Genomic DNA, 10,239 nt, shown 5'->3' on the forward strand with positions numbered 1-10,239 from the left:
TACGACGCGGGTCTGTATATCGGGTGCAATATGAGTCATGACTGAGAGTAAAGAGAAAGGTTTAGTAGAAAATGGCACAAAACTCTGAAAAATCCAGCCTATTTTGAGGGGGCTGAATAGTTACAAACGATCAGAGATTCTCAAAAACTCATTGGAACTTAAGAAAGCGGTGCTTCATTGAAAGGCGTTTATGATCATTTCAATCTTATTGAGGATGAAATGAAGGCTACAGTAGCGATCAGTTATTCTTCATATCTCTATTTCTATTATCAGATTAAGGATATGTTCGACCGCTTTGTGGGGAAGAATACGGGTTTTATATTATCAACGTTGTTGGCACAAACTATCCTTAATGGCGTTTGTGACTTTGCGGCGGGTGAACCGTTTGAAAACCGTGTGGGTTTCTTTAGTCATCGCCCTGATCTGTTGTTTATTGATCCGCGAAATATAGCGAATGATATTGAGGGTTTCTGTATAAGAAACTGGCTAAACATGGCTGTATTTGGGTGGAATTATTTCACGGGTCGATTTACTTTACGTATAAAGTAATGATCCTGTTGCGGCATGATCTGTCTGCTTTTAAGGCTTTCCAGTCTGAGAAGCCTTTCAAACCGTACCAGGATTGGTTACTGTGTTAATTAGGTTGAGGTGCGGGATAAGATTCTTTTATAGCCTTTAATGAAAATTCTTATAACCCATAGGGGGAAAGGCTGATGTAAGCTCTGCTCCATTCACCTGGCAGAGCTGTCTATTCTTCTGTGGGCTGCTATCTTTCTGTCTGTACCCCAGACGCAATTGTTCTTCCCGGTCTACTCAACCTGACACAGTCATGGGCCGGAAATACCGCTCACTCCATGCCATGAACACAGCTGTAGAGGTTGGATTAGCGGTATTTTCTTGGAGCCTGTCGAACGTAAGCTTTCGGGCATACTCTCTATTGAAGATCTCTATTGAAGAGTCAGTAGAGCGAGTCAATAGCCTTGAGCGTTCTAGACAGCTTCGTTGGATTTGTGTGAATAGTTGACCTATTCAAGCAAATTCCACGGACAAAATTGCCTTGAGTCCGACAGGCTCCTGATCTGTCTCATTGAATCTTTTTCAGAGGTTTAGCCATGCACGAAACCGGCCTAGCTGCACCGGTCCTGATACTGGCTGGTCTGCTACTTCTTGCTACCAGTTCATCCATTCTGCTAAAAAAACTGAGGTTTCCCTACACTATTGGCCTGGTAGTGATAGGCATGGCTTTAGGGATTCTGGCGCAGTATACCGACGCATTAGAACCTGTACTGAAGATTGATCTGTCCCATGATCTGATCATGTATGTTTTGCTTCCGGTTTTGATCTTTGATGCTGCCATCAATATCAAGCCCCCTCATCTGTTTCGTGAGATGAGTTCAGTACTCAATCTTGCTGTGTTTGGTGTTGTTCTTTCCATGCTGGTGATCGGTGTCATCATGAATATGCTGACACCGCTTAGTCTGGCTGGGGCCATGCTGTTTGGTGCGCTGATTTCAGCAACTGACCCGGTGGCTGTTATCGCCCTGTTCAAGGAAGTGGGGGCGCCGGCTCGGATGTCCATGCTGATGGATGCAGAGAGTTTGTTTAATGATGCTACCGCGATCGTTATTTTTGGCATTGTATTGGCGGTGATTCAAGCCGGAGGTGGCGTTGGAAGCGGCGTTGTTCTGGGCGGCATCTGGTCTTTTATCGAAGTGTTTTTTGGTGGGATTATTGTCGGTACCATTTTGGGCGTGGCTACGCACTGGTTGCTTAAACTGGGCAAGTCCGAGCCATTTGTGCAAATTGCCCACACCACCATACTGGCTTATGGCAGCTTTATTATTGCTGATCATGTCCTGGGGGTGTCCGGTGTTATGTCAACCATCGCGGCTGGCATTGTCACTCGCTCAGAATCAGGCAAAGTTTTGTCTGAACAGGTGCGCAGCTTCATCACACCTTACTGGGAATTTATGGCCTTCATTGCCAATAGCTTGATTTTCCTGCTGCTGGGTATGAAGGAAGATCTCTTGTTCAGAAATCTGGATCATTTGCAGAAGTACTATCCCTATCTTATGATTGCGATTGCAACGGTTCTGGTGGGTCGGCTGGTCGCTGTGTATTTGTTGCTGCCCATCTCTAATCGTCTCCCTGTAGGTCGTCCTGTAGATAACAAGACCAAGGCGATTATGTTCTGGGGTGGGTTGAGAGGTGTTGTGCCTGTTGCCCTGATGTTGTCGATTCCTGACAGTATGCCCGAGAAGAATCTGATTATTGATATGACTCTGGCCGTTATTCTGTTCTCTTTGTTGGTGCAGGGAACCACGGTGAACTGGCTTATGAACAAGCTGGATGTCAATCAGCATTATCATGTCGTAAAGCAGGCTATGAAGAAACTGGGAGGGTGAATCCCTCCCCTTATCGTTTCATTACTCTGCTGTCAGAACTCTGCCCAGGGTAACATCTCCCTCAATAGTGGTGCGGTTGATAATACGGCGCACCCCTTTACGGGTTCCGGTAGCACAGTGCATGGCACGCCAGTTGTCCCAGAGAACCATGTCGCCTTCCTGCCATTCATGAAAGTAATGGAATTCAGGTCTGCGGGTATGAGCTACCAGTTTTTGCAGAAGGTCTATGGCTTCATCATTGGATAGACCCGCCTGTTGTGGGGTGATAACCCGGTCAAGAAATTGCTCAACAATGCCCAGGATTTTCCTTCCGGTTATTGGGTGCGTAACAACACCGGGGTAGGCTGCGTCAGGAAAGTCCGGGTAGTTCATGTCAGAAGGCTTTTTGGGCTGAAAAGGCCCCGGCTCATAACCCTCTACATCGACATAACGCATATTTCTGCGCTGCATGCAGAAGGAGTAGGCGACCTCTATCTTCTCCAGAATCTCTTTGGTTTCCTGATCCAGAGCATCGTAGGCTTTAGCAAGATCTCCAAAGCCGGTCAGACCATCGTTTTCCGGGACGACCACCGCACGAAGCAAGGCGCCATGATTGGGGCGACCGGTGTAGTGCAGGTCTATGTGCCAATCCAGACGACCCACAATTTCTTCACCCTTGTAGTTCGCGGTGAAGAACTTGTCCTTTTCGCCGCCGCTTTCCAGAACAAAAAGCTCGGGATTGGCTTCATCGGTCGTGGCTTTCAGTGGGTGTATTTCCAGCGGTCCAAAAATGCGACTGAACTCGATCTGTTTTTCAGGAGTAATGTCCTGGTTACGGAACAACAGGATGCCGTATTCATGCCAAAGTGATTTCAGCTCATCTTTTATTGCCTGACTAACCGGCTCATTAATATCAAAACCGGAGATTTCTACGCCAACATTTTCAAGAGGTGTAACCTGTAACTTCATGGCTCTATACCTTTTATTGTTTTTGCTTCGCTATGGGCATTTTTGATCTGCTGATAGCGTCGGCTTTTGTATTTTTAAAAATTGTTTAGACGTCGTTTACTATGTCAGGGTCTGCTCGTAACTCGCGGCGAGCCATCGCTTCCCAACAAAATGGAAAACCGTTGTCGTCAATACGACTGAGCTTTTCAACTTCCCAGGCACGCTTGCTGCGCCATTCCAGAGTGATGACTCTGAGGTGGGCTTGCCTTAAATTCTCTGCAACAACCAGTGAGCCATGATTGGCCAGTAGTGCCCATTTGGCGTCTCCCAGAGCTTCTGCTGCAAACAGCGTTGAAGCGCCATCCTCAAAAGTGCCGGTGTACTCGTTATATACCCGTTACCATTGAAGATGTGAGTAGGCGGCAAACGAACGAAGCCCCATGAGCCTACGAACAGTAGGTGATTGGGGTGAGCGAGAGCAGCCAACAACCTCACATCTCCAAGGGTGATGGGTATAGATCGGTAACTTCTCACCGCAATAGGATCCAGCCTGATCGTAAATGGGAGGTATTTTCTGAAGGTTCGCCCAGATACCACTCCAGTGGGCATGGTTGTGAATGACGACATGGGTATCAGGACGCAGGGCGTGCAGTTGAATGTGCAGGCCGATGGCGGGTGTGATGTTCCATTCGCCATCAATCACCTGTCCTTCTGCGTCCAGAGTCATGATGTCTTTGGCCGTCAGTTCATCCCAGCTCAATTCCCAGGGGTTGGTCAGAATATTGCCGTTGGGTAAGCGCCAGGTGATATGGTCGGCAATGTGTTCATTCCAGCCTTCCCTGAACAGCATGCGACACATCAGGGCTACCTGAGCCTTTTCGGACAACTCCGGTAGCAGGGCGTGTCTTCCCGGTCTGGGAGCAAACTGATCGACTATGGCTTGATTCAAACCTGAGTATCTTTTCATGTTTTGCTCCTTATTTTTTCACCATGGCTTTTAGCGCACGGTCACATTTTTTGGTGTAAGGAGGAATCAGACCGCTGAGTTTTTGAATATTGATCTTCCCTTGTTTGAAGATAGCTCTGGCGTGGCTGAATTCTCTGAAGCCATAAACCCCGTGATAGTGACCAACGCCAGAGTCTCCAACACCACCAAACGGCAGGTTTTCGCAGCCGCCATGCATGATAACGTCGTTCAGGGTGACACCACCGGACAGGGTCCGTTTGATGACAGTGTTCTGGAACGAGGGCTGGTTGCTGAATAGATACAGGCCAAGAGGGTGAGGACGGGCATTAATAAAATCTATGCACTCATCAATTTGTCGATAGCTTTTGATCGCCAGAACTGGTCCAAAAATCTCTTCGCGCATAATGCCGAGATCATCGTCAGGATTGACAATAAAGGTCACAGGAAGCTTATAAACAGAGTCCTTGGGTTCCAGAGTTTCTTTTGCCGGATTGATTGTGCGTACATCCGTTCCCCGTTCCTTGGCTTCATCAATACAACCTTTGACCCGGTAGTAATGACGTTCGTTAACAACAGCGGTGTAATCCTTGTTGTTCTTCATGGTAGGGAACATTTTTCGCGTCCACTGGGTTGCAGCCTCAATGAACGACTCCAGTTTGTCCTCATGCACGAATACATAGTCAGGAGAGAGGCAGACCTGGCCGGCATTCAATGCCTTGCCAATCATGATTTTTTCGGCGGCTTCCTGGACGTCGTACTCCCTGTCTACAACCACTGGAGACTTTCCTCCCAGTTCCAGTGTGACCGGTGTGAGATGATCAGAAGCTGACCTCATGATCTTTTTGCCAATATGGGTTGAACCTGTGAAGACCAGATGATTAAACGGTGCTGCCGTCATTTCGGACCCCAGTTCAGGGCCTCCGGAAATAGTAGTGACCACTTTCTCGTCAAAATAGGTTTTGACCAGTGATTCCATCAGTGCCGACGTGGCTGGAGAGACTTCCGAGAATTTCAGGATGGCGCGGTTACCAGCAGCCAGAACGCCAGCAAGAGGACAGATGACGGTATTTACAGGGAAGTTCCAGGTACCCAGAATGCCCACAACCCCCTTGGGCTGGTATTGAACTTCAGCCTTGCTGCCGGTGATGCGATAGATCAGGTCCAGCTTTCGCTTCTCTGCTTTCATCCACTGTCGTACATGCTTACGGCTGTGTTTGAGAGATTCCAGACAGAAATAGACATCCGAAAAGATGGATTGATGGCTCGACCGACTGCCAAAGTCCTACGCCAGTGCCTGAACTATATGATCATGATTATCATGAATCAGGTCGATAGTTTGGTTTAGTCGTTCAATGCGGGTTTTGGCACTGACTTCACCTTCTTTAATGAAGTCGGCCCTTTGTGCCTCCAGCAGGCGTTCAACCTCTCCGGTTGGTGTATCGCTGTCCCCCTTGATCCGGTTTGGATCAAGAAGGTTGGTCTTCAGTGTTAAAACCGATGCGCCTCTCATACTGCTGCCTTTTGTTCTGTTTTGCTTTTATTGCTTGAGAGTGATGCTTCTGGCTTGCGAATCAGTGGCCAGAAAAGTTCTTCTTTCCAGTCCAGGTTCTTGGCTTTTGGCAGGCAGTATCGTTTCTGTGCACGGTTCGGGATTTTTGCAGTGCCAAAGACCGTGTCGAAAATGAACAGAGTGGTTGCATAGTTACCATTCAGGTTGGATCCTGGCCCCCAGGCATGATGGGCATGGTGCGTGTCAGGCAGGGTGATCACTTTTTCTAAAACGCGCCAGGCAGGCTCGCTCCAGGGCATTTTCTTGCGAAGCCAGAGGTCCCAGCGGAAGGCTGTGTGCGTCAGCATATTGCCAAAGAAAGTCATCATGCCTGCAACAACACAGGGGATGCCGAGGCCGAAGTAAATCATGAAAGGCAGCATCCACACCTGTGGCAGCAGCAAAGTCCAAAAGACGTTATAGCGCCAGATTACACCGGTGTTGAGTTTCTCAGCAGTGTGGTGGGTTCTGTGAATTTTCCACAACCATTCCTTTTCGTGAGTCCATCGGTGTAACCAATAGTGCATGAACTCTTGAACGAAAAAGATGACGCCGAGTGCCAGCCAGAAGGGGGTTTCGGCCAGAGCACCGGAGCTGTTTGGAAACATGAAAATGACCAGCCAGCCTGCAATAAAACCTATCAGGGGCGTAGACATGACTGCATGTGCGGAAAGGCCCGCCAGGATGAATCCACCATCACGCCATGGGCGAAGGGATTCCTTGAATTTACCCGCCAATAATTCAATCACGAACACCAGAATAAAACCCGAGCTGACGATGCTCGCGATTATTTCTCTCTCAGACATAACACCCTCACTTTTTTCTTCTTATTTTTTAGACAGCTCAAGGCTGTGTTCGAACTTTTTATATTTGAGTTCTTTTATAAAGATTTAAGGTGAAGAACAGCCCTGTTATCGCGCAGTATTGGTGCACTTGCTGAGTTCGCTACGGGCGGATTCGCACCTTCAATGAGCATGAGTAAAGTTACGAGAGTGGTTTATATATGTAAAATCGATATTTAGTATCTAAAATATCCATCATTTGAATAATAAGAAAATAGTATGAAGTTCAATCTGAAAGGTGTAGACCTCAATCTGTTGACCGTCTTTGAGGCCATTATGGAGACCGGTCAGCTATCCAAGGCTGGGGATTTGCTTGGAATGAGTCAACCTGCCATGAGTGCAGCGCTTCAGCGGCTGCGAGTGACCGTTGATGACCCTCTCTTTGTCAGAAGTCGACAGGGAATGGAGCCAACACCCAGGGCCGTTGAGTGGTATCAAGCCATTAGTCCGGCACTGACTCAGATACGCATGAGCCTCGAATCCCGTAAAGATCCCAAGCCGGGGGAGAGTCAGAGAGTATTTACCTTGCTGGCGGGTGACTACTTTGAATCGGTCTATCTTGCACCTTTACTTGAGACGCTCCAGGCAGAAGCTCCCGGTATCAGTTTGAATCTATTAACGGTTTCTGCTGACGGATTGCCACAGGATTTTAAGGCTGGAAAGGCAGATTTCGCCATTCATTATCAGGAGCCAGATGAATCCGGCCTGGATTTTGTTTCTGTAGGCGAGGAAAGGCTGGTGGTGATTGCTCGAAAAGATCATCCCAGATTGGGTGGTGGGCTGACTGTGGATAACTATTGTCAGGAGAGGCATGTCATTTTTGCTGTCAATGGTCAGCAGAGTTTCCACCTGGATATCTTGATGGGCAAGCAGAGACCCAAGCGAAGTATTCTTGCACGAGTTTCCCACTTTAATTCTGCTGCCACGATTATTGAAACCACAGACGCGATCTGCACGATTCCAGAAAGGTTGGCTGCTGTTCTGATGGCTCGATTTGCTGTAGAGGCTCATCCTTTTCCATTGGAAATGCCAGCCGTGCCTAAAAAGCTGATCTGGCCATCGGCTCTGGCGGCGAATCCCTTGCATCGATGGTTTCGTGAAAAGTTGGTCGAGCTGATACTCAGTCGCTGATTCATTGTCGATGAGGCCCTGGTGGGTGTAGACTAGCGCCCACTTAAACTGTACTCGTTAATAGATCATGACTGTTCGTACTCGCGTAGCTCCCTCTCCTACCGGCGATCCCCATGTGGGAACGGCCTATATTGCCCTGTTTAACATGGCTTTTGCCAAGAGCCAGGGTGGCCAGTTCCTGCTTCGTATAGAAGATACCGACCAGGCGCGCAGCACAGCTGAATCTGAAAAACAGATTCTGGACTCCCTGCGCTGGTTGGGCCTGAACTGGGATGAAGGTCCTGATGCCGGTGGCCCTCACGGCCCTTATCGTCAGAGTGAAAGACGTGAAATTTATGATGAGCATGCACAAAAGCTGCTCGACAAGGGTCACGCTTTCCGTTGCTTTTGTTCAGCAGAGCGTCTGGATGCGCTAAGAGCTGAGCAGGCTGAAACCAAGCAGGGGTCAGGCTATGATGGTCACTGTCTGCATCTTTCTGAAGAGGAAGTGAAGGGTAAGCTGGCAGCCGATGAGCCTCATGTCATTCGCATGAAAATCCCTTCTGAAGGAAGCAGCAAGGTTGAAGACACGCTGCGTGGCACTATTGAGATTGAATGGTCTCAGGTGGACATGCAGGTGCTGGTAAAGGCAGATGGCATGCCTACTTACCATCTCGCTAATGTGGTTGATGATCACCTGATGGGGATTACTCACGTCATCAGAGGCGAAGAGTGGATCAGTTCTGCGCCAAAGCATCAGTTGCTTTATCAATACTTTGACTGGGATATGCCGGTTCTCTGCCATATGCCGTTGCTGCGCAACCCGGACAAGAGCAAACTGTCCAAACGCAAGAACCCAACCAGTATTACCTACTACCGGGATGCCGGCTATCTGCCGGAAGCTCTGTTGAACTACCTGGGTCGTATGGGCTGGTCAATGCCGGATGAGCGTGAGAAGTTCAATCTCGAGGAAATGATTGAACATTTCGACATCCAGCGCGTCTCTCTGGGTGGGCCTATTTTTGATCAGGAAAAACTGTCCTGGCTGAACGCCAGCTGGATCCGTGAAGATCTGAGTACTGAGCAGTTTGCTGACCGTCTCCATAAATGGTTGCTCAACAGTGACTATATTACGAAGTTTCTGCCATTCGCCCAGGGTCGTGTAGAAACACTGGCTGATTTTGCCCCCATGGCCAGTTTTATGTTCTCTGGCATGCTGGAGCTGTCAGAAGAAGACTTCGCCCATAAAGAGCTGGAACCGACTGAGGTGAAGAAAGTGCTGCAGTTTATCCTCTGGAGGCTGGAGCAGCTGAGGCAGTGGAACAAAGAAAACATCTTTGGAGAAGTGAAAACGCTTGCCAAAGAAATGGGGCTGAAACTGGGTGACTTTAACCATCCTATCTTTGTTGCGATTGCCGGTACGCCGAACTCCTGGTCGGTCATGGACTCCATGGCCATTCTGGGGGCAGACATGACTCGAGCCCGTCTGCGTCATGCTGTCAACGTTCTGGGTGGTTTGTCTAAAAAAGAAACCAAGCGTTTTGAAAAAGAGTTCAGAGCGCTGGGCAGTGAGTCAGAATAAATAAGATTCACTCGTTTCATAAAAAAGGCCGGATTTTTCCGGCCTTTTCTTTATCTGCCAGAAAGGGTTTCTGTGAGGCTTGATTGGTAAAGCGCTCAGAGAGAAAACCTATATAACTATCTGCTTGGATTAAACATTTTTTCATAAGTGAGCTTGACAGGTCAGGGGGGCATCCATATCATTCGCCCTGCGTTTCGGGGCAGCCAAAAAACTTCTCTTAAAGAGAAGGGTGAGCCGGAACGAAGTGAAGCATTTTGGGGCTATAGCTCAGCTGGGAGAGCGCAACACTGGCAGTGTTGAGGTCAGCGGTTCGATCCCGCTTAGCTCCACCAAATTGTGTCCCGTTCGTCTAGTGGCCTAGGACACTGCCCTTTCACGGCAGTAACAGGGGTTCGAGTCCCCTACGGGATGCCATTTTCAGAAGTCAGTAAATGGTATTTCTACTGATTTCTCTGACCGGATAAGTCGTTAAACTGCGTCGCTCAGTTCAGCATTGAATGATCTGATTAAGCGGGAATAGCTCAGTGGGTAGAGCACAGCCTTGCCAAGGTTGGGGTCGCCTCAGAGTTAAAGAGTGAGTCTCGTTTCCTGCTACGACTTTGAAGAAGTCCTAAAAAATCTTTATTGCGGGAATAGCTCAGTGGGTAGAGCACAACCTTGCCAAGGTTGGGGTCGCCTCAGAGTTAAAGAGTGAGTCTCGTTTCCTGCTCCGGACTTTGAAGAAGTCCTAAAACATCTTTATTGCGGGAATAGCTCAGTAGGTAGAGCACAACCTTGCCAAGGTTGGGGTCGCCTCAGAGTTAAAGAGTGAGTCTCGTTTCCTGCTCCGGACTTTGAAGAGGTCCTAAAGCATCTTC

10 protein-coding genes and 5 tRNA genes are annotated in these 10,239 nt (G+C 48.5%); 9 read left to right on the top strand and 6 right to left on the bottom strand.

What is annotated here, in order from left to right; genetic code table 11:
- Window positions 1–177 precede the first annotated feature (177 nt).
- Both ACR2PX_RS01480 and ACR2PX_RS01485 read left to right on the top strand, forming a co-directional pair.
- Window positions 178–549: a hypothetical protein gene (locus ACR2PX_RS01480; protein WP_433997591.1), complete on the top strand. Its 372-nt coding sequence runs from the start codon at window positions 178–180 to the stop codon at window positions 547–549.
- Window positions 550–1,112: 563 nt separating this feature from the next.
- Entirely contained in the window at window positions 1,113–2,405 is a 1,293-nt protein-coding gene (locus tag ACR2PX_RS01485; protein ID WP_433997592.1) for a cation:proton antiporter, read from the top strand.
- A 21-nt stretch (window positions 2,406–2,426) separates the two neighbouring features.
- Here ACR2PX_RS01485 and ACR2PX_RS01490 read toward each other — a convergent pair whose 3' ends face one another.
- From ACR2PX_RS01490 to ACR2PX_RS01515, 6 genes are all read right to left on the bottom strand, one after another.
- Window positions 2,427–3,353, bottom strand: coding sequence for a TauD/TfdA dioxygenase family protein (locus ACR2PX_RS01490; RefSeq protein WP_433997593.1), 927 nt, complete (start codon window positions 3,351–3,353; stop codon window positions 2,427–2,429).
- An 85-nt stretch (window positions 3,354–3,438) separates the two neighbouring features.
- The gene (locus tag ACR2PX_RS01495; protein WP_433997599.1) at window positions 3,439–3,681 is read right to left on the bottom strand and encodes a class II aldolase/adducin family protein; all 243 of its coding nucleotides are present in this window, start codon (window positions 3,679–3,681) and stop codon (window positions 3,439–3,441) included.
- A 48-nt stretch (window positions 3,682–3,729) separates the two neighbouring features.
- Window positions 3,730–4,299 (bottom strand): class II aldolase/adducin family protein, encoded by a 570-nt coding sequence (locus tag ACR2PX_RS01500; RefSeq protein ID WP_433997594.1) that lies wholly within the window; start codon window positions 4,297–4,299, stop codon window positions 3,730–3,732.
- 10 nt (window positions 4,300–4,309) lie between these two features.
- Window positions 4,310–5,551 carry an aldehyde dehydrogenase family protein gene (locus ACR2PX_RS01505; protein ID WP_433997600.1) on the bottom strand — a complete coding sequence of 414 codons (1,242 nt, stop codon included), beginning with the start codon at window positions 5,549–5,551 and terminating at the stop codon, window positions 4,310–4,312.
- A 30-nt stretch (window positions 5,552–5,581) separates the two neighbouring features.
- A complete protein-coding gene (locus ACR2PX_RS01510; RefSeq protein ID WP_433997595.1) occupies window positions 5,582–5,809 on the bottom strand; it encodes a hypothetical protein in 228 nt (75 codons plus the stop codon).
- The gene (locus ACR2PX_RS01515; protein WP_433997596.1) at window positions 5,806–6,654 is read right to left on the bottom strand and encodes a sterol desaturase family protein; all 849 of its coding nucleotides are present in this window, start codon (window positions 6,652–6,654) and stop codon (window positions 5,806–5,808) included. The genes ACR2PX_RS01510 and ACR2PX_RS01515 overlap by 4 nt, the downstream gene beginning before the upstream one ends.
- Before the next feature lie 255 nt (window positions 6,655–6,909).
- Between ACR2PX_RS01515 and ACR2PX_RS01520 the strand changes: the two genes are divergently transcribed.
- The 7 genes from ACR2PX_RS01520 (at window position 6,910) to ACR2PX_RS01550 (ending at window position 10,208) form a co-directional block, all read left to right on the top strand.
- A complete protein-coding gene (locus tag ACR2PX_RS01520) occupies window positions 6,910–7,821 on the top strand; it encodes a LysR family transcriptional regulator (protein WP_433997597.1) in 912 nt (303 codons plus the stop codon).
- A 67-nt stretch (window positions 7,822–7,888) separates the two neighbouring features.
- Window positions 7,889–9,382, top strand: a complete 1,494-nt coding sequence (gltX, locus tag ACR2PX_RS01525; protein WP_433997598.1) for a glutamate--tRNA ligase — start codon at window positions 7,889–7,891, stop codon at window positions 9,380–9,382.
- Between the two features lie 256 nt (window positions 9,383–9,638).
- Window positions 9,639–9,714, top strand: a tRNA-Ala gene (locus tag ACR2PX_RS01530).
- A gap of 6 nt (window positions 9,715–9,720) precedes the next feature.
- Window positions 9,721–9,796: transfer RNA gene (locus ACR2PX_RS01535), tRNA-Glu, on the top strand.
- 96 nt (window positions 9,797–9,892) lie between these two features.
- Window positions 9,893–9,975: transfer RNA gene (locus tag ACR2PX_RS01540), tRNA-Gly, on the top strand.
- A 33-nt stretch (window positions 9,976–10,008) separates the two neighbouring features.
- Window positions 10,009–10,091, top strand: a tRNA-Gly gene (locus ACR2PX_RS01545).
- A gap of 34 nt (window positions 10,092–10,125) precedes the next feature.
- Window positions 10,126–10,208, top strand: a tRNA-Gly gene (locus ACR2PX_RS01550).
- Window positions 10,209–10,239 lie beyond the last annotated feature (31 nt).

It is taken from the genome of Endozoicomonas sp., assembly GCF_051008435.1.
GTDB lineage: Bacteria > Pseudomonadota > Gammaproteobacteria > Pseudomonadales > Endozoicomonadaceae > Endozoicomonas_A.

Bases quoted from the DNA above. Each gene is read 5' to 3' on its own strand.
- ACR2PX_RS01500 (WP_433997594.1), bottom strand. From the start codon at position 4,299: ATGAAAAGATACTCAGGTTTGAATCAAGCCATAGTCGATCAGTTTGCT.
- ACR2PX_RS01520 (WP_433997597.1), top strand. From the start codon at position 6,910: ATGAAGTTCAATCTGAAAGGTGTAGACCTCAATCTGTTGACCGTCTTT.
- ACR2PX_RS01490 (WP_433997593.1), bottom strand. From the start codon at position 3,353: ATGAAGTTACAGGTTACACCTCTTGAAAATGTTGGCGTAGAAATCTCC.
- ACR2PX_RS01515 (WP_433997596.1), bottom strand. From the start codon at position 6,654: ATGTCTGAGAGAGAAATAATCGCGAGCATCGTCAGCTCGGGTTTTATT.
- ACR2PX_RS01510 (WP_433997595.1), bottom strand. From the start codon at position 5,809: ATGAGAGGCGCATCGGTTTTAACACTGAAGACCAACCTTCTTGATCCA.
- gltX (WP_433997598.1), top strand. From the start codon at position 7,889: ATGACTGTTCGTACTCGCGTAGCTCCCTCTCCTACCGGCGATCCCCAT.
- ACR2PX_RS01485 (WP_433997592.1), top strand. From the start codon at position 1,113: ATGCACGAAACCGGCCTAGCTGCACCGGTCCTGATACTGGCTGGTCTG.